Annotated in this window: 22 protein-coding genes; 12 read left to right on the top strand and 10 right to left on the bottom strand. The window is 35.1% G+C overall.

Annotation, left to right across the window (positions count from 1 at the left end):
- Positions 1-76: 76 nt before the first annotated feature.
- A complete protein-coding gene (gene modB / locus AC3WSK_RS18025) occupies positions 77-733 on the bottom strand; it encodes a molybdate ABC transporter permease subunit (protein ID WP_492413089.1) in 657 nt (218 codons plus the stop codon).
- Positions 734-736: 3 nt separating this feature from the next.
- Complete coding sequence (gene modA / locus AC3WSK_RS18020) at positions 737-1,522, bottom strand: molybdate ABC transporter substrate-binding protein (protein WP_427484205.1); 786 nt, start codon at positions 1,520-1,522, stop codon at positions 737-739.
- 164 nt (positions 1,523-1,686) lie between these two features.
- Here modA and AC3WSK_RS18015 point away from each other — a divergent pair, with 164 nt between their 5' ends.
- Positions 1,687-2,607 (top strand): substrate-binding domain-containing protein, encoded by a 921-nt coding sequence (locus AC3WSK_RS18015; RefSeq protein WP_492413091.1) that lies wholly within the window; start codon positions 1,687-1,689, stop codon positions 2,605-2,607.
- A 61-nt stretch (positions 2,608-2,668) separates the two neighbouring features.
- On the opposite strand, the gene AC3WSK_RS18010 is transcribed toward AC3WSK_RS18015, so the two are convergent.
- Positions 2,669-3,721, bottom strand: coding sequence for an ABC transporter ATP-binding protein (locus tag AC3WSK_RS18010; RefSeq protein WP_492413093.1), 1,053 nt, complete (start codon positions 3,719-3,721; stop codon positions 2,669-2,671).
- A 491-nt stretch (positions 3,722-4,212) separates the two neighbouring features.
- Here AC3WSK_RS18010 and AC3WSK_RS18005 point away from each other — a divergent pair, with 491 nt between their 5' ends.
- Both AC3WSK_RS18005 and AC3WSK_RS18000 read left to right on the top strand, forming a co-directional pair.
- Positions 4,213-4,413, top strand: coding sequence for a cold-shock protein (locus AC3WSK_RS18005; protein ID WP_053484870.1), 201 nt, complete (start codon positions 4,213-4,215; stop codon positions 4,411-4,413).
- Positions 4,414-4,691: 278 nt separating this feature from the next.
- Positions 4,692-5,030: a hypothetical protein gene (locus AC3WSK_RS18000; protein ID WP_079563091.1), complete on the top strand. Its 339-nt coding sequence runs from the start codon at positions 4,692-4,694 to the stop codon at positions 5,028-5,030.
- Positions 5,031-5,092: 62 nt separating this feature from the next.
- On the opposite strand, the gene AC3WSK_RS17995 is transcribed toward AC3WSK_RS18000, so the two are convergent.
- Entirely contained in the window at positions 5,093-6,469 is a 1,377-nt protein-coding gene (locus AC3WSK_RS17995) for an MATE family efflux transporter (RefSeq protein WP_427484201.1), read from the bottom strand.
- Between the two features lie 494 nt (positions 6,470-6,963).
- On the opposite strand from AC3WSK_RS17995, the gene AC3WSK_RS17990 reads away from it, so the two are divergent.
- The 4 genes from AC3WSK_RS17990 to AC3WSK_RS17975 all read left to right on the top strand — a co-directional run bounded on the left by AC3WSK_RS17990 (position 6,964) and on the right by AC3WSK_RS17975 (position 9,287).
- Positions 6,964-7,341, top strand: coding sequence for a hypothetical protein (locus tag AC3WSK_RS17990; RefSeq protein WP_492413096.1), 378 nt, complete (start codon positions 6,964-6,966; stop codon positions 7,339-7,341).
- A 49-nt stretch (positions 7,342-7,390) separates the two neighbouring features.
- Positions 7,391-7,936 (top strand): TlpA family protein disulfide reductase, encoded by a 546-nt coding sequence (locus AC3WSK_RS17985; protein ID WP_492413098.1) that lies wholly within the window; start codon positions 7,391-7,393, stop codon positions 7,934-7,936.
- A 94-nt stretch (positions 7,937-8,030) separates the two neighbouring features.
- The gene (locus AC3WSK_RS17980; RefSeq protein ID WP_492413100.1) at positions 8,031-8,534 is read left to right on the top strand and encodes a DinB family protein; all 504 of its coding nucleotides are present in this window, start codon (positions 8,031-8,033) and stop codon (positions 8,532-8,534) included.
- Positions 8,535-8,561: 27 nt separating this feature from the next.
- Positions 8,562-9,287 (top strand): metallophosphoesterase family protein, encoded by a 726-nt coding sequence (locus tag AC3WSK_RS17975; RefSeq protein ID WP_492413102.1) that lies wholly within the window; start codon positions 8,562-8,564, stop codon positions 9,285-9,287.
- A 76-nt stretch (positions 9,288-9,363) separates the two neighbouring features.
- Here the strand turns inward: AC3WSK_RS17975 and AC3WSK_RS17970 are convergent, their stop codons facing one another.
- Positions 9,364-9,666, bottom strand: a complete 303-nt coding sequence (locus AC3WSK_RS17970) for a hypothetical protein (protein WP_079563097.1) — start codon at positions 9,664-9,666, stop codon at positions 9,364-9,366.
- Between the two features lie 178 nt (positions 9,667-9,844).
- Positions 9,845-10,849, bottom strand: a complete 1,005-nt coding sequence (locus AC3WSK_RS17965) for a nucleoid-associated protein (protein ID WP_427484196.1) — start codon at positions 10,847-10,849, stop codon at positions 9,845-9,847.
- A gap of 312 nt (positions 10,850-11,161) precedes the next feature.
- Between AC3WSK_RS17965 and AC3WSK_RS17960 the strand changes: the two genes are divergently transcribed.
- From AC3WSK_RS17960 to AC3WSK_RS17940, 5 genes are all read left to right on the top strand, one after another.
- On the top strand, positions 11,162-12,856 hold the full coding sequence (locus AC3WSK_RS17960; RefSeq protein ID WP_492413105.1) for a spore germination protein: 1,695 nt from the start codon (positions 11,162-11,164) through the stop codon (positions 12,854-12,856).
- A 25-nt stretch (positions 12,857-12,881) separates the two neighbouring features.
- Positions 12,882-13,979: a spore germination protein gene (locus AC3WSK_RS17955; protein ID WP_427484194.1), complete on the top strand. Its 1,098-nt coding sequence runs from the start codon at positions 12,882-12,884 to the stop codon at positions 13,977-13,979.
- Entirely contained in the window at positions 13,976-15,175 is a 1,200-nt protein-coding gene (locus AC3WSK_RS17950; RefSeq protein WP_079563101.1) for a Ger(x)C family spore germination protein, read from the top strand. The genes AC3WSK_RS17955 and AC3WSK_RS17950 overlap by 4 nt, the downstream gene beginning before the upstream one ends.
- A gap of 233 nt (positions 15,176-15,408) precedes the next feature.
- A complete protein-coding gene (tsaA, locus tag AC3WSK_RS17945) occupies positions 15,409-15,870 on the top strand; it encodes a tRNA (N6-threonylcarbamoyladenosine(37)-N6)-methyltransferase TrmO (RefSeq protein ID WP_079563102.1) in 462 nt (153 codons plus the stop codon).
- 61 nt (positions 15,871-15,931) lie between these two features.
- A complete protein-coding gene (locus AC3WSK_RS17940) occupies positions 15,932-16,495 on the top strand; it encodes a GNAT family N-acetyltransferase (protein WP_492413108.1) in 564 nt (187 codons plus the stop codon).
- Between the two features lie 139 nt (positions 16,496-16,634).
- Here AC3WSK_RS17940 and AC3WSK_RS17935 read toward each other — a convergent pair whose 3' ends face one another.
- The 4 genes from AC3WSK_RS17935 to qoxB form a co-directional block, all read right to left on the bottom strand.
- Positions 16,635-17,495 carry a DUF6612 family protein gene (locus tag AC3WSK_RS17935; protein ID WP_492413110.1) on the bottom strand — a complete coding sequence of 287 codons (861 nt, stop codon included), beginning with the start codon at positions 17,493-17,495 and terminating at the stop codon, positions 16,635-16,637.
- Between the two features lie 594 nt (positions 17,496-18,089).
- Entirely contained in the window at positions 18,090-18,374 is a 285-nt protein-coding gene (gene qoxD / locus AC3WSK_RS17930; protein ID WP_079563105.1) for a cytochrome aa3 quinol oxidase subunit IV, read from the bottom strand.
- A complete protein-coding gene (qoxC, locus tag AC3WSK_RS17925; RefSeq protein WP_079563106.1) occupies positions 18,374-18,973 on the bottom strand; it encodes a cytochrome aa3 quinol oxidase subunit III in 600 nt (199 codons plus the stop codon). Before qoxC ends, qoxD begins: the two co-directional genes overlap by 1 nt.
- A 1-nt stretch (position 18,974) precedes the next feature.
- Entirely contained in the window at positions 18,975-20,918 is a 1,944-nt protein-coding gene (gene qoxB, locus AC3WSK_RS17920) for a cytochrome aa3 quinol oxidase subunit I (RefSeq protein WP_079563107.1), read from the bottom strand.
- Between the last annotated feature and the right edge of the window lie 8 nt (positions 20,919-20,926).

The raw sequence follows: 20,926 nt of genomic DNA, 5'->3' as shown, positions 1-20,926 counted from the left end.
CGACTACATCTTTTATTATTTTGATCCAGAAAAAGCTCGTCGTAGGGGAAGATACTCTACTGGTTAAAGTGTTACTTTATGCCTTTATGAGATGAACGCTCAGAAGCATAAGGAAGGAAATACCTATCATACAAATCACCCATGACCAAGCGAGTGACATGTTACCTGAACCAATCGCCATGTAAATAGCAAGTGGCGTCGTTTGCGTTTTGCCTGGGAGGTTACCAGCAAACATTAAGGTTGCACCGAATTCACCTAAAGCTCGTGTAAAACTTAAAATTCCACCAGAGACAATTGATTTTAATGCAAGAGGAATAGAAATAAAGAAAAAGACTTGCCATTCTTTTGCACCATCAACACGTGCAGCGTTCTCGATGTCCTCATCAACAGATTCAAAGCCGGTTTTTGCTGATTGATACATTAAAGGAAATGCAACGACAGTAGAGGCTATGACTGCCGCCCACCATGTGAACATAACGGGTTGGTTAAAAAGCCATGTAATAAAGTTACCTAGTACACTGTTCTTACCAAAAATAATAATTAGAAGAAACCCTATTACAGTAGGGGGCAATACTAGTGGTAAAAGTAACACTGTTTCTAGAAATAATTTTCCTTTGAACTTACGTTTTGCCATCCATTTACCAAATAGAATACCAGTTACTATCACAATTATTCCTGACACAAGAGCTATTTCGATAGAAAGTTTTAGAGGTGACCAGAAATCAGTACTCATCTATTAATGAGTCCCTTGAAACCCATATTTTTTAAATACTTTCATCGCTTCATCACTTTGTAAATAGTGATAAAAATCTTCCGCTTCTTTTGCATGCTTACTATCTTTGATAACACCTACAGGATAAATAATAGGTGTATGCATATCTTCTTTGGCTGTAGCAACGACATCGACTTTTTCTGATACAAGAGCATCTGTTTTATAAACTAGGCCTGCATCGACATTTTCAGTTTCTGTATATGTAAGAACTTGTCGTACGTCTTTTGTATACACTACTTTTGATTCTACATGTTCCAAAAGCTTCATGTTTTTCAATATTTCTATACCGTACTTGCCAGCAGGAACCGTTTCAGGTGTACCAATGGCAATCTTATCAGCTTTCGTTACGTCTTCAAATGATTGAATCTGTTTTTCATTTTTCTTAGGAACAATCAATACTAATTCGTTCGCTAAAAGATCTGTTCCTTGTTTTTTATCGATTAAATCTTCTTGAACTAGCTCATCAAACTTATCTTCTGCTGCTGAAAAGAAAAGATCAACAGGAGCACCTTCTGAAATTTGTTGTTGTAATGCACCAGAGCCACCAAAGTTAAATGTGATTTTAATAGTATCGTGTTCATTTTCATATGCTTTTTGAAGCTCTTCTAATGATTCTTGTAAACTAGCTGCTGCGGAAATCGTTAACTCAACGGGCTCTTTTGTTTTGTTGCTGCTTTCTTGGCTACTGCAGCCTGCTAAAATGCTGACTAGTAGTAACAATGAAGCTATCAAACTATAATACTTTTTCACTTTGATTATACTCCTTTTATAACTCGTTATAACAAGACATAACTAATTATAATTAGTTATGTCTAAAAAAGAAATACCAAATCGTTAGAAACATTCAAGATGTTAAATATATTATAATTACGTTACTATTGTAATCAATAGAAGCATAAGGGGAGATTTTTTACATGCCACATGAACATTCCTATACGATTGAAGAGGTTGCTCAATTATTAAAGGTTTCAAAATTAACGATCTACGATTTAGTGAAAAAGGGAGATTTACCTGTTTTTCGTGTAGGTCGACAAATGCGCGTAGATAGAACCGATTTACAATTATATATACAAAAGAGCAAGTCAGGAGCAACTACTACCGCATCTACTACCTCGACTATTCCTTCTACAAACAAAAAAGTTATTATTAGCGGACAAGACTTAGCTTTAGACTTATTAGGAAAATATATAGAGAAAAAACAATCGAATAAAGTATTGCGCTCTCATGAAGGTAGCTTTAATGGTATTATGGGGCTGTATAATGGGGAAAGTGATATTGCTAGTTTACATTTGTACGATGGTGATACAGGGGATTATAACACACCGTATTTGAAAAAGATTTTTGTAAGCCACTCTTATATTCTTATCAATCTGATTTCACGCCAAGCAGGCTTTTATGTGAAAAAAGGAAATCCAATGCAAATTCAATCAATGGATGATTTTAAGACTAAAACACTAAAATTGATGAATCGTGAAAAAGGTTCAGGTGCTCGTACTTTCCTAGATGAGCAATTACGCATTCATCACATATCTCCATCCTCAATTGAAGGGTATAATGAAGAAGAAATGAGCCATATAGATGTAGCTTCTGCTGTCGCAAATGGAAATGCAGACATTGGAATAGGCATTGAAAAAATATCAAAACTTATAGATGTTGACTTTATACCACTTGTTAGAGAACGATATGATATTGTCCTATTAAAAACTCCCGAAAATCAACAGCTGCTTGAAACGGTAAAAGAGATTTTAAATTCACCAGATTTCCAAGCGGAAGTAGTCGCATTAGGAGATTATGACGTCAGTCAAATGGGACAAGTTATATATGAAACACTTTAATAATGCATGGTGTGAAAAAAACTTACCGAAAAGGCAAGTTTTTTTACATTAATCGGGGAAATTATAATAATACTTCAGTTTCAGCATCAAAAAATAGTAGGTGTTGAGGCTGGAGAGAAAGAGTTTCTCCGATGTTAAAGCTATGTTGGCCACTCCATTTAATTGTCCATGTTTGATCTGCCAATCGGACAATGATATGCGTTTCATGTCCTAGCTGTTCAATATTTACTATAGGAAGATGCAAAACGTCTCCTTTTTGGAGATGCTCAGGCCGAACGCAGACTGATAATGGTGTATGTTGAGGTAAACGTGCATAAACACCGCTTGAAAGCTTCATTTTAAATTGATTTTCAATAATGAGCGTAGTATCTTCTAGAACTGCACTTGCCATGTTTATAGCTGGAGAGCCTATAAAGCTTGCGACAAATAAATTTTTGGGTTGATTATACAATTCTAGAGGTGTTCCAATTTGCTGAATACATCCATTATGTAAAACCATTACTCGATCCCCCATGGTCATCGCTTCTGTTTGATCGTGGGTTACATAAATAGTTGTTAAGCCCAATTTTTTTTGTAGTTGTTTGATTTCTGTCCGCATTTGCGTTCGTAATTGTGCATCTAAATTGGATAAAGGCTCATCCATCAGACACAGCGGAGATTGGCTTACGATAGTACGTGCAAGAGCAACACGTTGACGTTGACCTCCGGATAAAGCTTTTGGTTTTCGATGTAAATAATCTGTCAGCTTTAGCAATTCAACACTTTCTTGCAAACGTTTCTGCTGCTCTTGTTTATGAACGCCTTTTCTTTTTAAACCAAATAAAATATTTTGTTCCACTGTTAGATGTGGGTATAGTGCGTAATTTTGGAAAACCATTGATAAATTTCGTTCTTGAGGGGAAGCCATATCTAATGTGTCCCCATTTATTTGTATTGTGCCACTCGTCATTTTATCTAAGCCAGCAATAAGGCGCAGAAGTGTACTTTTACCTGAACCAGATGGACCTACTAATACAAAGAATTCACCTTTTTCAATCGTAATATTAATATCTTTTAATACAGGTGGTTGGGCATTATATGCTTTTTCGACATGCGTTAGCTTAATAAAACTCATTTGTTAAACCTCATTTCAAATGATAACTAAAACAAAAGTCATTGTAACATATTCTTGTGGCACACATTATGATAGAGAAATTAACGCAGGACAAAATCTTAAAAAGAAGCTGAGTAGTTCAAAGAGGATTCAGCATTCATTAATCTAAGTGATTCAACGCTTGCGCTGAACATCTTTAAAGGTATTGAGTGGTTATTTCGATTTCAATTAACGAGGTTTGTTGATCTAAAATCGTTACTGTACCTCGTTAGTTGAACTGATTTTAGTAATGGAGTAAGTTGGTTTGTGAATAGATTTTAAAAAAATTTAGCTTTTGCACTAGACAAATATGATTTTTTTATATATAGTATAATTAATAAAATCGTTTTCAAGAGAACAATAAATTCACATATTACAAAGAGTAATCGTGTTTTATTTGATGCTTTTTGTAATATGTGAATTTTCTTTTGGTAATATGATTTTAATTAATACAATTAATGGAGGTCATTCAAATGACACAAGGTACAGTAAAATGGTTTAACTCAGAAAAAGGTTTCGGTTTCATCGAAGTAGAAGGTGGAAATGACGTATTCGCTCACTTCTCAGCTATCCAAGGTGACGGCTTCAAAACTCTTGAAGAAGGTCAAAAAGTTGAATTTTCAGTAGAAGAAGGTCAACGTGGACCTCAAGCTACAAACATCGTAAAACTTTAATTTTAATGATGTAACCATAAAAAGGCATCCTTTCAATAGGATGCCTTTTTTTTATGCATAAAAGGAAGTGATAGAAAGTGGAAAAAAGTGGGTTAGCACTACCTGTTTTTATTCCATCTCAAAATTCAACTCATCAAACATTAATTTAATTTCTTTCCCATTAACAGAAAAAAGAAAGCGAAAAAATAGTAATGAAATTTAACTTAAAATGGAACTTAATTCCTGTTTAATCGTATACAAAGTAATAGGATGTATAAAATTTAGGGGGGAGAGTTTATATGCGTAGTAAAAATTTAATTATTATGATAGTGGCATTTATTGTAGAAGTTTTAATTACGTATTTTATTGCTTCATTTTTCTCCGTAAGGTTTATTGAGATAATGTTTTTCACTGGTATAGCCTTTGCTGGTGGCACTTTTTACTTTTCGAGTAGTGGTGGAGCTATGACTAGGTTATTTGCATCTCAAGTTAGTGGGCAAACAGGCATAATTCAGAAAAGGGAACAGTTTACTTATCAACTAGGTCCGATATTTATTACGTCAGTTATATTCTTTTTAATTGGTTTAGTACTCTTTCTCTTATTAGTTTGGGGAATAATTCCTCCGGTGGAAGCTTGAAATACTTATAAAATTGCTGTAGACAAAGTAATGTGTGGCTTTGTCTACAGCAATTTTAATGATTAATCGCTTAGCATTGCTTTTAATGTCCGTTTTTGCCAGCCTAGCCTGAAGTATGCGTATTGTAATACAAAATGCACACAGAAGGCAGCAGGGTAAGCTAACCAAACACCATTTAGCTCGAATGTAGTGTAGTGCGATAAAACAAACGCTAATGGCACCTCGACTACCCAAATCGCGATAACTAGGAAAATTGTAGGCCATAAGACAACACCTGTAGCACGCATTGTAGCCGAAACTGTTTGTGTATGGCCAAAAATTAAATAGCTCCAAAATGCAATATATAGATAATTCTTTGCGATTAGTACCGTATTCTGTTGATCAATAAAAAAAGATAAAATAGGCTCCGCAAATAAATACATAATTAAAATAATCGTACCACCTAAAATATAGTTAATAAGCACACCTAGTTGACGAATTTTTTTAATCATTTCTGTGGAGTTAGCCCCTAAAGCTTGCGCCACAAATACAGATGTCGCAATCGCGATACTCATCGCAGGCACCTGTGCATAGCTAGCCACCTGATTGACAACACCGTAAGCGGCAGTTGCATCGGAGCCGTAAACATTAACGAAACCTATTACAGCAATTTCTGCTACAGAGATCGCAACCATACTAATGCTTGCTGGAATGGCTAACTTTAATAATGAAGCTAAAATATCCTTCTTTAATTTAAAGTGCTGTAATACCGATTTGTCTAAGCGCAAAATATGCTTTGTTCTATGCAAGTAGGCAAATAATAATAACATCGTTACTAGATTGGATAAAACAGAGGCATAAGCAGCGCCGTTTAAGCCAAATTCAGGCAGACCAAGCCAGCCAAAAACTAATGGTGGTAGGAATGCAATATTTAAAATAACGCTTATAACTAAAAATAGAAAAGGTGTTTTAGAGTCACCTACACCACGCATAAAGGTAGTGTACACCATATACCAAAACATAATCGGTAGGGTGAAAAATAAAATTTGAGCATAACTAATACTCATATCTAAAATGTTTGCAGGTGTTTGCATAAAACGTAAAATCCATTCAATGAAAAAGCCACCAAAAATTGCGACGACAATGGATATAATCGTCGTGAAGGCTAGTGTTACCCCAACAACTTCCTTCATCTTCTCATGATTGCCAGCCCCATATGTTTGCCCTACTAAAATCGAGCTACCAGAGCCAATTCCAATAGCAAATGCCATTAAAAAGAAGAAGAATGGGAAAAATGCTGAAATCGCTGCTAGCGCATCAACTCCTAAATTACGCCCAACTATAAACATGCCAAAGACTTGCCCTAAAGATTGCAGCACATTCGCTAGCATTACAGGTATTAGAAAGTTAAAAAAAGCTTTCTGTAGCTTTTTATCATCATGTAAAATTTGTTGGTCCATTTTTTTGCCCTCTTAGGTTTGAATAACCCATTTCCTTTAAAATATGTGATGGCGTGCGCAGGCTTTTGCCAATTAGCCCACCATCCGTACTTAAAACTGGATTAGAGATCGACTTCCACTGTTATTGCATCCCCTATAAGCCAATAATAGGGTTTTCTTCATCATAAAAATGTTCGTAGCAATAAGCTTCCTTATACTTGCCTTAAATGTATAGTTATTTACATCAATTTCAACCCCTTGGAAATATTTAAATTTAGTTTAGTAAATGTACCACCAGAAAAAAATGAAGTCAATAATAGTTGGGTATTTTTTCATGCTATGACATAATGAGTCAATGAAGGTCTTTAAAGGGCTCGTTGCGGTTATAGAGTAGAGCGAATTTAGGGAATTGATTAATGTGGTAAATTATTTATATAATGGTAAAAGTAAGTAATGATTGATACTCGAATTAAAATGGGTATCCTCTAAAAAAATTAGTGAAGGAGGTCAATAGAATGATGATCCCATCTACAAATAATAATTACATAAATACAATAAAAAAAGATGAACTAAATGGACTATCTCCAAATTTATTTTTAGATAAACATAAACAGAGTAAAGCGAAATATGAAATTAAAAAAGAAAATGGTTATATTCGTCATTATGTCACAAAATTAGATGGTGAAAGAATAATGATTAAAGAAGTCAAATTACCAAAGGGACAAGACACAGATCAAAGCGCAGGCGAGATGCCCGATGTTTTAATAGAAAACTTATTAAAACAATTTACAAAAATAGTAGATCATCAAAAATCTACTGAATTATTTAAAACAGGATTAGCTGGTCAAAAAGCCAAAGAAAAGTTAATAGTATCCTATCAAAATTCAATCTAGGTATGCTTGAAGAAAAATAATATTTAAAGGGTAATTTAGGTGATCATTTATGCAATTTAAAAAGCGTTTAGGTTTATATTTCTCCGCTTTGTTAATCGTATTACTTGTTGGAATTGTTTTGAAAGATGTATTCCTAAAAGAAGAAGCAACGGTTAACCCGTTGGTAGAAAATGGAGATGGAACGAAACAGCTTGCTTTTGATGCAAAGTTAACACGATTAGACGAATCAACAACAACGTTTAAAGAATACGAGGGAAAGGTCTTAATCGTTAACTTTTGGGCATCTTGGTGTGGACCTTGTCAAGAAGAGGCTTCTGAATTTAGGGATTTTTATAACAATAAATCTGAAAATGTTGAGCTGTTAGCGATTAATACAACTTCTGTTGATAGTAGTGAAAATGCTATGGAATTTCAAGAGTCATACAATTTAAATTTCCCTATATTTCTTGATTTAGATGGTACACTTCAAAAATCATTTGGAGTAGTGGCATATCCAACAACTTTTATTTTTGATTCTAAAGGTATATTAAAGAACAAGATAAAGGGATCGATGAATCAACAACAATTAAATGATTATATTGATAAACTCTACTAATCTGTAAAAATAATCAGTTCCTTTACGGTGGGATCATTTATATGTTGGCATCATTTTTAAGGAAATTATTAACGCAAGTAAGAGGGGGATTATTATGTATCAGACATTAAATGGTTTTTTTAAGTCTTGGGAGTTTGAAGCCGATTGTACGCAGAAGTTATTGAATAATTTAACTGATGAATCACTAAAGCAGGAAATAACGTCTGAAAATTGGACTTTAGGACGTATTGCTTGGCATACGGTCACTGCAATTCGCATTATTACTTCGAATACAGGTTTAACATTTGATGCTCCAACTAAAGATTATCCTGTTCCTACTTCAGCACAATTTATTGCAGATAGCTATTCTCAAGCTAATAATGCGTTTGTGCAAGCGGTAAAAACAAATTGGACTGATCAAACCCTTCACGAGCATATCCAATTTTTCGGTCAAGACATGCAAATTGGTATACTTTTAATGTTCTTGATTCAACATCAGAATCACCATCGTGGACAAATGACGGTTCTTATGCGACAGGCGGGGTTAACTGTCCCTGGCATCTATGGTCCGGCTAAAGAGGAATGGGCAAATTTCGGTATGGATGCTCCGGAAATGTAAAATGAAATAAATGAGGATGAGGATATTGTGAAAATAGCCGTTATATCAGATATTCACGGAAATAAAGATGCATTAAAAGCAGTGTTAGAAGATGTGAAAAATAGAAATATCGATTGCGTTTATAATTTAGGTGACACTCTTTATGGACCGTTATTCCCGATAGAGACATTTGAAATGATAAAGCGTATAGATATGAAAAGTATAAGTGGGAATTGTGATCGGATATTATTGCAATCTTCATCTGAAAATCCAACCGTTCAATATGTACTAGACATGCTTACTGAGGAACATAAATGCTGGTTAACTAGCCTTCCATTTTCAATTCAGACAGATGACTTTTACTTCTGTCATGCATCACCTGAAAATGATGAGCTGTATATGTTGAATGAAATTACGCCAAATGGTGTTACATTAAAACAAACAGAAGAAATAATGAATTTAGTAAAAGATATACCTCAACATATTATTTTTTGTGGTCACTCCCACTTACCAACGATTGTTTATTTACCTAATAACAAAATTATTATAAATCCAGGAAGTGTCGGTTTGCCTGCTTATGAAGAGGTTGAACCGTTCTATTATAAGATTGAATCAGGCACACCATTTGCGAATTATACAGTTGTAGAAAACAGGAATGGTGAATGGATAATTGAGCAGGTAAGCATCCCTTATGATACTATGGACGTTATTAAACAAAGTGAAGCCCAAAATAGATCTGATTGGGCAAGAGCATTGCAATATGGAAGAGTATAAGGTGGTTTTTTAGAAGTTTAAAAGAGTAAAAGGACTTGTTGATAAATCATAAAAACAAGTCCTTTATTTTATCATCTTAAATATTGTCGTGAGCTTTGTCTTTTATTGAAATTACCTTTAGTAGGTCCTTCTTCTGGATAAATAAAATAACTAAGGCTTGTACTGTCATTGCTAATACAAGCAGAATGAAGTGGGAATTGTGATACAAAAGCATTGAAAGAAAATAGAATATTGGCGCAGACGATAAGTACGAAATATATTGATTTTTAGTTACTACATAAATAATAGTTGAAATACAAGTTGTCACCAAAAGAAGTTCAAGTAAAATCCCGATTGAAGAACTATCTATATAATATTGTAAATCGTTAACATAGGACATTTTAAAAAGACCCCCCTATTTTAAATTTAACTAAATTGTAACACATTAACAAATTTGGTGCGTAGCGAAAGCGAAGCGGCAGCTACAAAGCGCCAAGTCGGAACGGAAATCAATCACATGTTATTGTGATGCGCAAAAAAAGAGCCCCCCCTAAACTAGGAGAGGCTCATACATGTAATTATAGTTCTTCTTGGAAATAAATCTTATAAAACTTTCGATTTGTCGATTCATCGTAGCCTACTTCAATTAGTTCATCTACTTGCTCGATATCCTGTACATTTACCTGGATTTCAATATTGGAGTCGAGTTTAATTTTACGTTTATATTTTTTTTCAGCCTTTTCAAGTGCGCTCTCAGAAATAACAGTCTCATAAGGTTTTACCGAATTGATAATAATGTCTTTTTGTGTTGGCTCCGCATTTTCAAACACTGTTTCAATATAATTATTTACTTGAAATTCTTCTTCATTTCTAAAATAATCAAGCGTTTTATTTAAGAGACCTAGCTTTTCAGTATTTGTAAAGCTTTCTTCTTTTAAAATATATTTTTTGCATTCTGTTAAGGCTAAATTCGTTTTATAATAATGTTCATCTGCAGCTTTAATCTTTAAAAAACGTTCTTGCCAATAGATAATATCTTCTTTCCTTTTCGTTTTCATAAAGACAGCAGGTGCCTGTTCCGGCCCCATATCTACGATGATGGTCATATTGTTGACTTTCTTTACATTGATGCCATCAATACCATTTATAACCATTTTGTTTTGGTCGTTTTTTACATCTAAAAACATTTCTTTTTCATCAATTTTAACGATGGAGATTATTTTTTTAGCTTCTGTAGACAGAAAACAATTGTCAAATAATCCAATAAACAATTCGCCACTTTTAATGTTAGGGTGCTGAGATACACTATGTAAGTGTTTAGCAATGTTTATTGATTGTTCAAGGAAACTATTCTCTTGCTCAAAAATTGCTCTCACATATGTGTAAACCTCATTTAACCCAATATCTGTTTCGTGAAAAAATTCAAATTGCTGCTCCAAATCAATTTTGCTAAACGCCAGCTGTGTAAAAGCTGCCTCTAGCATAACCTCTGGTTGTGATAATGATTCTTCACCTAACACGAGTGTATCGTCAATAAAATGTATAATATATTGTGCTAACTTACTTTCACTTACTTCTAGCATGTTTTCCACCTTCTAAAATAGCATTGTAGATAATATACCATATCATATATAGGACAATATTTTAATGTAATTTATTAGTAGTTTGTAATTAATAGTGTTCACCATATAAGAGAAATCTTTTGCACAACAATGGCAAAAGATTTTTTGTTTTTTACGCAAAAGGAATTTTCAATATAAATGCAACCTTATTCATATCTTGCGAAGAATGTTGAATGAAATAAGTTTAAAATGCCGTTGCTTAGATAATGATGGAACTATATAAATAGTGATAGTTGTAATCCGCTTTATTATCAGCTTAAGAGGGTGATAAATATGTGGGAAAAGATCTTAGCCTACATTCCAGAATGGAAAGTATTTATGCAAGGTTTTATTGTATTTTTCATTCCTTATATTATTTTCAAATTGTTTAATGGGATAGTATCTAAACAAGAGATGAATGACGATGACATGGTGAAAATGACAGATCAAACTACACAAAAAAATGAGTTGGAATATCAAAAAGAGTCGTCTTCCAAAGAGTCATATGATTATTATACGGGCGATTTCAACTTAGATGTTGAACTTGTTAGGAAAGAGATTGGTCATAACTGGGATGTGCATTTTAGGGAGTTTCACATAGGGAACACAGACATACGTGCAGCGATTATTTTTCTTGATGGACTGTCAGATAAAGAGCTGATTGATAAACATATTTTGACATCTTTAATGGGGGATTTTTCACAAAAAGATGAGCAGGAGTCTTTATATGAAAAAGGAGACTTTTTACAGAAGTTTATTAAAAATGAAGTTCTTTCCGTGAGTGACCTCACAGAAGAGTATGATGTAAAGCAATCTGTAGGCAAAATATTAGCAGGCTCGACCGCCTTGATAATTGATGGAATGCCAAATGTATTAATGCTCGGGACAGTCAAAGAAAAATCGCGCAATATTGAAGAACCGGTTTCGGAAGCATTGGTTCGAGGCCCGAGGTTAGGCTTTACAGAAACGTTAAGTGATAATACGGCTCTATTGAGACAGCATGGTGAAAATAGTGATTTATCAATTATCAATTTTCAAGTAGGTAAACGTTCAAAAAAAGAATTGGTTATCGCCTATGTCAAAGAGATTGCAGACCCGAACTTGGTCGAAGAGGTTAAGAAAAGAATTCAAACAATTAATATTGATGATGTTGCGGAATCGGGCTATGTAGAGCAACTAATCGAAGATAATTATCTCAGCCCTTTTACACAAGTCCAGAATACGGAACGTCCAGACCGTGTTTTTGCTGCCTTGATGGAAGGAAGAGTGGCAATTTTATTAGATGGGACACCTTTTGCATTAATCGTGCCAGTGACATTTAGTATGTTATTGCAATCACCAGAAGACTATTATGAACGATGGTTGCCAAGTACACTCATTCGACTATTACGTTATTTAGCTGCAGCTATTACGCTTTTTGCACCATCCATCTATATATCGTTTGTCTCGTTTCATCAGGGCTTAATTCCAACTAAGCTAGCATTGTCTATGATGGGAACGAGGGAAGGTGTTCCGTTTCCTGCAATAATTGAGGCACTAATTATGGAAGTAGCTATTGAAATTTTACGAGAAGCTGGGCTTCGTTTGCCTAAGCCTATTGGTCCTACAATGGGAATAGTCGGAGGGCTTGTTATTGGGGAAGCTGCGGTACAAGCAGGGATTGTTAGCCCCATTATGGTAATTGTTGTTGCGTTAACAGCTATTTCTTCCTTTGCTATTCCGCAATATAATGCGGGAATTTCGTTGCGCATGCTTCGTTTCGTAGCAATGATTTTTGCTGCTTTATTTGGTTTATATGGGGTTATCCTGTTTTTCTTACTTCTTTGCAGCCATTTGGTGAAGTTGAAGAGTTTTGGCATCCCTTTTGTTAGTCCGACGGTTCCTTATAGAGCAAGTGATTGGAAAGACTTTATGGTTCGTATGCCACTGATGATGATGAAACGTCGTCCAAAGATGTTGCATACAAAAGATTCTAGCCGTCAAGATTAGTCACTAGGAAAGGAAATAAACTGGCATGATGATTAATTCACAAGACAAAATTACGGCTTCACAAGCAGTTGTTGTCCTCGTTAATTATATTTTGGCTACAGGAATACTTACCTTGCCAAGAACATCTGTTGAAAAGGTCAAATCACCGGATGTGTGGATTAGTGTTTTTTTAGGAGGGATTATTGCGATAATTGCAGCCGTGATTATCGTGAAATTAAGCCAAAAATATCCTGATAAAACCTTCTATCAATATAGCCAAGATATTGTAGGGAAATGGGCAGGTTGGTTTTTAAGTTTACTTATTATAGTCTATTTTTTTACAATTTCGGCATTTGAAGTCAGAATAATGGCTGAAGTAACCTCAATCTTTTTGCTCGAAGGTACTCCAACTTGGGCAATCATTTTGCCCTTTTTGTGGATAGGCCTTTATTTGATTAGTAGTGGAATTAACGCGATTGCTCGACTATTTGAAATCATCTTTCCTATTACGTTTGTCCTCTTTTTATTGGTCGCTTTAATGAGCATGGGCATATTTGAAATAGATAATTTACGTCCGGTATTAGGATTGGGAGTCATGCCAGTATTAAAAGGAGTAAAGACAGCGACCCTTGCATTTTTAGGTCCTGAAATTATGCTGTTGCTTGTCGCATTAATGAAGCAGTCAGAGAAGACGAAAGCAGTAAAAGTCGTCCTTGTAGGCTTAACGATTCCTTTAATCTTTTATGTCATAACAGTTGTAATGGTAATAGGAGCTTTATCAATCGATGGAGTTGTTACGAGAACATGGCCTACATTAGAACTTATGCGAAGTTTTGAAATTCCAGGATTAATCTTTGAACGATTTGAGTCTTTTTTACTCGTGATTTGGATCATGCAAATATTCGCCACCTTTACTATTACCTATTTTGCCGCAGCTTTAGGATTAGCTCAACTCTTTAAAAAGAACATACAGCCCTTTATATTCGGGTTGTTACCGATTATTTATATTATTTCTATGACGCCTAAAAATATCAATGACCTCTTTAAGTTCGGTGATATGATTGGGAATGCTGCATTATACTTATTTGGTGTTTTTCCAGTAATCTTACTTTTTATTTCGAAGTTGAAGGGTAGAAAAACATGAAACTAAACAATATGAAGGGACGATTTCGTCTAGGTTTGCTGTTATCTCTTCTACTTCTTACAGGCTGCTGGAGCAGTAAAGAAATTGAAGACTTAGGTCTTATTGTAGGTACTTCGCTAGATTTAGAAACAGATAGTAGTTCTAGGGAGGTATTGGAGGAACAAGAAGCTAATAACTCTAATAAAGAGCTCATTACAATTACCAATCAATTCGTTACCTCAGAGACAACTGGTTCTGGTGCAAAAGAAGGTAAAAAGGAACAAAAAGCTTACAAAAATGTTTCTGAAACTGGAGAGGCTGTTCTTCCCACTTTACGTAGTATGATAGAAAAAAACGACAAACGTGCTTTTGCAGAACATTCAAAGGTCATTGTCATAGGAGAGAATTTTGCCAGTACATTCAATCTAACACAAACAATGGATTTTTTTCTTAGAGAAATAGAAATGAGACCAAGTGGGCTTCTTCTCATCGCTAAAAATCGTGCAAGTAATATACTTGAATCGATCGAACCAACTACAATTCCAGCGTTTCAACTTGTTGAGATGATGAAAGGGCATAAAAGGACGACAAAGATACTACCACCGATGACGCTTGCAAAGCTACAAGGAAAATTAAATTCTAGAGCGAGTTTTTTGTTGCAAAGTGTAACTTCAGAAAATGGAGAAATGAAATTTGCTGGTGCAGCTGTGATAGAAGGTAAAACTAAAAAACTTCGGGGTTTTCTTACGGGAAAAGAATTAGAGGGTATTACGTGGATAACAGGAGAGGGCAAAGGTGGTTTAGTACCAAGTTATTATGAAGGGACAGATCAGCCGATTATATACGAGATACTGTCAATGAAAAGTAAAATTATACCCCATGTTGATGGAGACAATATCTCATTTAATGTAAAAATCGAATCTGAAGGGCGAATTGCTGAGCATTGGGTTCTATCTGAGAAAACATTTGATAATAAGTTTTTGAAAAAAGCAGAAAGAGCTACTGAAAAAGAGGTAGAGCGTCTTGTGAAAAATGTTTTAGAGAAGATACAAAAAGAGTATCAAACGGACGTATCAGGGTTTGGAACAAGACTGAGAATAGAGTATCCAAAAGTATGGAAAAAGCTAAAAAAAGATTGGGATCAAACATTTAGCGAAGTACCGATTCAGTGTGAGGTAAAAATAACGATAAAAGACTATGGGACGTCAGGGGAATAAAACTGATTTCGTTTTATGAAGGATAATAAATGTACATGGTAGTGAAGTTTTATATAATGCTAGGAAATATAAAAGGGATTAAGTTCGGTATACTACCACTTAATCCCTAAAAAACTGTAGATAAAGAATAAAAGCAGGTAATCTCCCAAGATTGACATCGGTAATTATTGGAGTATACTGGAATTTAACGGAAAATACGCAAGTGAAAACAACGATAGATGAGGTCGTTTTGTATGGAATACAGTATTAAACCAGTAGCTGTAGTGAGCAATAGTCGAAAAATGATTGAAGATGACAATTGGGGTGACGTCATTTCTACTGTTGAATTGACAAAAGATATACATGCATCGTCCTTAAAAGGGATTGATGATTTTTCTCATTTAGAAATAATTTTTTATTTTGATAAAGTTGCAGATGAGAAAATTCAATTTGAAGCGAGACATCCAAGAAATAATAAGGATTATCCGGAAGTCGGTATTTTCGCTCAGAGAGGTAAAAATAGACCTAATAAAATAGGTGTAACGGTTGTAGAATTATTGGAATTAAAGGATAGAACATTAATCGTTAGCGGCCTTGATGCTATTGATGGAACACCAATTATTGATATTAAACCTGTCATGAAAGAGTTTTTACCGAAAAGTGAATTAAAGCAGCCAAGTTGGGCAACTGATTTAATGAAGAATTATTGGGACTAGTATATGTACACAAAAGAAATGAAGATTTTTTCATTTCAATTCAATTGAAGGAGTAAACAATATGTTTTTAAATCTACATATTGAAACCGAGAGGCTAATCATTCGCCCATATGCTTTAACGGATTTGGATGAATTGTATGCAGTCGTTTCTGAGCCTGATTTTTATCAATTTATCCCAGAGGATGTACCTAGTCGAGGTGATGTTCAGCGGATAATAGAGTGGTCCATTCAATGCAACAAAAAAAATACGCTTTCCAAAATACATAAATTGAATCTAGCCATAGTAGATAGAGAAAGACAAACGTTAATTGGCTACTGCGGCCTTGGTCCAGATGATGTAAAAGAAACTGAGGTCGAAATATATTATGGTATTTCGAAAGCTTATAGAGGGCAAGGAATTGCGTATGAGGCTGCACAAGCTTTACTAAATTATGCGTTTAATAAGATTGGTTTACTTAAGGTTATTGCAGTCGTTCACCCTGAAAACGCGGCTTCTTTACGAATTGTGGCTAAATTAGGAATGAACTATGAATATACGTATATAAATCTTAATCAGGAATTGAAGGATTATGAAGGATTACTTCATTATGCTATAGAAAATCCTTCCGATGTTGATAAGCTTTAAATGAAGCCAATTACCTTTAGTGAAGGGATTAGTTTATTGCGGAGAGACTCGTCTGATAATGTGCTGTTCTAATTGAAGGAGTACCTAAAGTAAAAGGAATCTGCATACATTAAAGTATGCAGATTCCTTTTTATGTTTATTATTGAGGGTAAGATTGTGCGTTATCGATAATTTCTTGTGGGATATCGATTGTTTTTAGGTGATTGAACTCAGAGAATGTCACAACTGATTTTGTTTTCATTGCTAGTTCTTGATCTTCAACCTTCATTTTTAAATCGAAATTCATATCCATTTTAGTTGTATCGAAAGTCTTTTTATCGATTTCTAGAATGTAGTGTATTTTATCGATTGTTAAGTTATCAAGTGGATTTTCTTCAAGACCCATACCTTTCATGGATTTGCTAAGTTCAGAATCGATCAGTTCTTTAAATTTATCGCCCTTAGCGTCTAAAGTTAAGATATATGCATTATCTGTTTGTTCGAATTTGAAATCTTTAATAAAGTTTTTTAGCTGTTCTAATTGTGCCTTAGCATCTGCCGATGATGCAGTTTGTTCCATCATTTCATCAAATTGCTCATTCGGTAATTTGTACCAACTGTTAGTTGCTTCATCCTTCATGAAAAAGCCTTGATCTTTCTTCATGTACATATCAATCGGCATTTCTGTACTTTTTTGATCTGCACTAGCCATATCTGGCATTGTCATTGAACCTGATAAGTGCACAGCAATTGGATCGGTAACTACATCCATATCCATTTTTGATTTGATAGAAAACTCCATAGATTGTTCGCCTGCTTCAACTTTGGAATCTTGAGTCGTCTCCATTTTTGCAGTTGTACTTTTAATGTCTGATTGGCGCTCTACCGCTTTTTCATACACTTGCTCTAAAGTGAGTTTACTCGTATTAGTTGTGTCTTTCTTAGGGGTAGCGCTACTGTTACAAGCTGCCAGTGTTAGTGCTAGTGCTCCAACACTTAAAACCTTTAAAAATTTGTTCATTACTTTCATCTCCTATTCTTGGTAAAAACAATATCTACTAGTATACATGACTATAAAAGGAAAAGTTTCTCTATTTTTAAAAATTTACTAATTTAATATTAAAATAATAGTAAATGCCCAACGTATGCCACGGTTTATAAGCCTTCTTACTTAGCCTAAGTAGCAAAAAAAGTGGTGCTTGAATATTAATTAAAGGATATAGCTATCTCTTTATATATATGAAATAAAAAGGATATTTACGCCATATATTTTTTGTTATTAAATTAAAATAGCGATGGTGCTAGGGGTCAATAGGTTAACATTAGTGGATTAGTTATCGAATAGAGGTTTCTAATGGTTTTGTGTTATAGCAAGGGACTATTGTAGCTAGTAGTTTCTTATAGGTGATCATGCTGAGTCAGGAAGCTTTTTTTGTAAATTGGAGTTCTTCAAAATTTGAGATGGCTATACAAACTTTTAACAGATTAGTGCCAACTATGTTTGTAAATAAGTAAGTGGGGGAGACATAAGAAGGATTGGTATTTTTGAGCTGAGAAATTAGTAAGACAAAAAGAAAGAGCCGAGAAAATGACACCATTTTCTCGGCTCTGTTTATCAATTATAGCCCCAGATCATTGCGAATAATGTACCAATGATTGTGACAACACCTACGAATACTGAATATAAAATCGTTGTATATAACGTTTTCTTGTCTTCAGATTCACCGATGTGCATGAATAATACTAATTGTACAGTTGCTTGTGCAAGAGCAGTTACTAGTAAAACACCAAATGCCATGTTATAAGACATATCGAATTTAATAACAGCTAAAGCTACAAGTGTTAGTAATAGTGAGAAGCCGAAGCCCATCACGTGTTGTTTTGGGAATAAATCCTTCATCAGCTAATCAGTCCTTTCAAGTAGACGAAGCTGAAGATGAAAATCCAAACAACGTCTAGGAAGTGCCAGTACAGTGAGAAGATGAACGCTTTGTTAGCTGTTTGTGGGTTTAAACCACGGCTAGCTACTTGGATTAAAATTGCAACGCCCCAGAAGAAACCGAATGTTACGTGGAGACCGTGCGTACCAAGTAAAGTCATTAATGCCGATAAGAATGCGCTTGTTTGAATAGTCGCACCTTCTTCAACATATGTGACAAATTCATCAATCTCAATGCCTAAGAAGCCAAGACCTAATAGAAGTGTGATGATGAAAAATGCCATCATCGCTTTTTTATTGCCAATACGCATTGCATGAACACCAAGACCAATTGTGAAACTACTTGTTAATAATAAGAATGTTTCCCATAATACTGGTGTTAATTCGAAAATCTCAGCGCCATTTGGGCCACTACCTGTACGTGTTTGAAGTGTGAAATACACTGTAAATAGTGTGGCGAATAATACGATTTCGGCACCAAGGAAAATCCAGAAACCGAAAATTTTCAGGCGATTTTCTTCTGTACTATATTCTAATGGAAGTGAAGAATCGATTTTCATATTATTTATCACCTCTCAAGCTTTTTTCAGTTGCCATAACTTCTTCAACTGAAATGTATCGACCATGATCCTTTTCGAATGAACGATGAATCATAAAGCCAAATACACCAATCATACTAATGATTGCTGGAACCCATAGATTGAATACAGCGAAGAATGCTGCAAGGAAGAAGAATCCGCTCATCCAGAATGGTGTGCCAGTGTTGTTAGGCATGTGAATTTTTTCAATTTTACCGGCTGTAATATCGCGACCTTCTTTTTTCGCGAACCAGTATTCATCTAAACGTGTAACAGTTGGAACTACTGCAAAGTTATATTCTGGAACTGGAGAATGAGTAGCCCATTCTAACGTACGACCATCCCAAACATCTGCTTTTTCATTACGTGGCATATGTTTCCAGCTGTAGTAAATATTATATACGATTAACGCAAAGCCGACAGCAAGACCAATACCACCGATGAACGATAGCATGTTCAATGGACCGTAGCCAGTTGACTCAGAGTAAGTGTACATACGACGAGCGTAACCATCTAAACCTAAAATGAATAGAGGGAAGAATGTTACGTTAAAGCATACTGCGATAAACCAGAAAGCTGCTTTACCTAGTTTTTCATTTAAACGGAAACCGAACATTTTTGGCCACCAGTAGTGGTAACCTGCAAGTACACCGAATACTGTACCTGGAATTAATACATAGTGGAAGTGGGCAACTAAGAACATCGTATTATGATATTGATAGTCAGCACTTGCCATTGCAAGCATTACCCCTGTAACCCCACCAATTGTGAAGATAGGAATAAAGCCAAGAGCATAAAGCATAGGAGTTGTAAATTGAATTTTACCGTGTCTCATTGTGAGCAACCAGTTAAATATTTTAACCCCTGTCGGAACAGCGATTGCCATTGTTGTAATAGAGAATACGCTGTTTACCATTACACCGTGACCCATTGTATAGAAGTGGTGGGCCCATACTAAGAATGATAGTAACGAAATAACGACCATACTCATAACCATTGATTTATAGCCGTATAAGTTTTTACGTGCAAATGTCGCAATGATTTCAGAGAAGATACCGAAAGCAGGTAGGATAACGATATAAACCTCAGGATGTCCCCAAACCCAGAATAGGTTGGCCCAAAGCATATCCATACCACCATTTTGCATTGCAAAGAATTGTGTACCGAATTGACGGTCAAGCATCATTAATGCAAGTGCTACAGTTAATACTGGGAATGCAAATACGATAATAATGTTTGTAATTAAAATTGACCAAGTGAACATTGGCATTTTCATTAATGTCATACCAGGTGCACGCATTTTAATGATTGTTGCGATGAAGTTAACACCAGTCATTAACGTACCAATCCCTGATAATTGTAAAGCTAAAGAATAGTAGTTGTTCCCAACAGTTGGACTAAATTCTGTCCCAGCTAATGGGAAGTAAGCTGTCCAACCAGCATCAGGTGAACCACCAATGATAAATGATAGGTTTAATAAACCACAACCAGCTGCAAATAACCAGAAGCTGACTGCATTCAGACGTGGGAAGGCAACGTCACGTGCACCAATTTGCAGTGGGATAACAATGTTCATTAAACCAATTACGAATGGCATAGCCATGAATAAAATCATTAATAAACCGTGTGTTGTGAAAATCTCATTATAGTGTTGTGCATCAAGAAGTCCATTATCAGGAACTGCCGTTTGTGCACGCATTAATAGTGCATCGATACCGCCGCGCATTAGCATCAAAAGTGCTGTAGCGATATACATAATACCGATTTTTTTATGGTCAACAGTTGATAGCCAGTTTTTGTAGAAATAGCCCCATTTTTTGAAATATGTAAGGCCAGCTACGATAACCACTGCTCCAACTACGATACTAATAGCTGCCGCTAAAATCATCGGTTCTTGCATAGGATGGAATACTTCTTCCATGCTCATTGGATGCG

This window comes from Lysinibacillus sp. EB271-A1-10B (genome assembly GCF_058791335.1).
Note: the sequence above shows the minus strand (reverse complement) of the source record. Positions and strands in the feature narration are given on the sequence as shown.

What these genes read in the sequence shown, in the direction of transcription:
- AC3WSK_RS17980 (WP_492413100.1), top strand. Translation starts at nt 8,031, where the DNA reads ATGTATCAGACATTAAATGGTTTTTTTAAGTCTTGGGAGTTTGAAGCC.
- AC3WSK_RS17955 (WP_427484194.1), top strand. Translation starts at nt 12,882, where the DNA reads ATGATGATTAATTCACAAGACAAAATTACGGCTTCACAAGCAGTTGTT.
- AC3WSK_RS17935 (WP_492413110.1), bottom strand. Translation starts at nt 17,495, where the DNA reads ATGAACAAATTTTTAAAGGTTTTAAGTGTTGGAGCACTAGCACTAACA.
- AC3WSK_RS18015 (WP_492413091.1), top strand. Translation starts at nt 1,687, where the DNA reads ATGCCACATGAACATTCCTATACGATTGAAGAGGTTGCTCAATTATTA.
- AC3WSK_RS17950 (WP_079563101.1), top strand. Translation starts at nt 13,976, where the DNA reads ATGAAACTAAACAATATGAAGGGACGATTTCGTCTAGGTTTGCTGTTA.
- AC3WSK_RS17940 (WP_492413108.1), top strand. Translation starts at nt 15,932, where the DNA reads ATGTTTTTAAATCTACATATTGAAACCGAGAGGCTAATCATTCGCCCA.
- qoxB (WP_079563107.1), bottom strand. Translation starts at nt 20,918, where the DNA reads ATGAGCATGGAAGAAGTATTCCATCCTATGCAAGAACCGATGATTTTA.
- AC3WSK_RS18000 (WP_079563091.1), top strand. Translation starts at nt 4,692, where the DNA reads ATGCGTAGTAAAAATTTAATTATTATGATAGTGGCATTTATTGTAGAA.
- AC3WSK_RS17965 (WP_427484196.1), bottom strand. Translation starts at nt 10,849, where the DNA reads ATGCTAGAAGTAAGTGAAAGTAAGTTAGCACAATATATTATACATTTT.
- qoxD (WP_079563105.1), bottom strand. Translation starts at nt 18,374, where the DNA reads ATGAAGGATTTATTCCCAAAACAACACGTGATGGGCTTCGGCTTCTCA.
- AC3WSK_RS18010 (WP_492413093.1), bottom strand. Translation starts at nt 3,721, where the DNA reads ATGAGTTTTATTAAGCTAACGCATGTCGAAAAAGCATATAATGCCCAA.
- modB (WP_492413089.1), bottom strand. Translation starts at nt 733, where the DNA reads ATGAGTACTGATTTCTGGTCACCTCTAAAACTTTCTATCGAAATAGCT.
- tsaA (WP_079563102.1), top strand. Translation starts at nt 15,409, where the DNA reads ATGGAATACAGTATTAAACCAGTAGCTGTAGTGAGCAATAGTCGAAAA.
- AC3WSK_RS18005 (WP_053484870.1), top strand. Translation starts at nt 4,213, where the DNA reads ATGACACAAGGTACAGTAAAATGGTTTAACTCAGAAAAAGGTTTCGGT.
- AC3WSK_RS17995 (WP_427484201.1), bottom strand. Translation starts at nt 6,469, where the DNA reads ATGGACCAACAAATTTTACATGATGATAAAAAGCTACAGAAAGCTTTT.
- AC3WSK_RS17970 (WP_079563097.1), bottom strand. Translation starts at nt 9,666, where the DNA reads ATGTCCTATGTTAACGATTTACAATATTATATAGATAGTTCTTCAATC.
- AC3WSK_RS17960 (WP_492413105.1), top strand. Translation starts at nt 11,162, where the DNA reads ATGTGGGAAAAGATCTTAGCCTACATTCCAGAATGGAAAGTATTTATG.
- AC3WSK_RS17985 (WP_492413098.1), top strand. Translation starts at nt 7,391, where the DNA reads ATGCAATTTAAAAAGCGTTTAGGTTTATATTTCTCCGCTTTGTTAATC.
- qoxC (WP_079563106.1), bottom strand. Translation starts at nt 18,973, where the DNA reads ATGAAAATCGATTCTTCACTTCCATTAGAATATAGTACAGAAGAAAAT.
- AC3WSK_RS17990 (WP_492413096.1), top strand. Translation starts at nt 6,964, where the DNA reads ATGATGATCCCATCTACAAATAATAATTACATAAATACAATAAAAAAA.